General features: G+C 67.2%; 1 protein-coding gene. It reads right to left on the bottom strand.

Translation table 11 applies throughout. The features are described 5' to 3' along the window. The coding region (locus JNB89_RS30930) for a hypothetical protein (protein WP_220364746.1) at positions 1-204 on the bottom strand (204 nt) is incomplete at both ends.

Raw genomic sequence — 204 nt, 5'->3', positions numbered from 1 at the left:
GGTTCGTGATCGCGCCCGTCGTCGTGTTGTACGTCGAACCGCCACCCAGCGCTGCAGCCGTCGCCGCTCCTTCGTTATTCACCTTCGCGTCTTCCGACTGCAACTGGCTCACGTTCACCGCGTCAGTCGCCGCCGAGCCGGCTGCCACGTTCGTGATGCGACGCTCTGCACCCGCCGAGCCCACCGACACTTCGCCGTTCGCCG

The organism is Paraburkholderia phenoliruptrix, assembly GCF_019511605.1.
GTDB classification, from domain to species: Bacteria; Pseudomonadota; Gammaproteobacteria; order Burkholderiales; family Burkholderiaceae; genus Paraburkholderia; species Paraburkholderia phenoliruptrix_A.
Note: the sequence above shows the minus strand (reverse complement) of the source record. Positions and strands in the feature narration are given on the sequence as shown.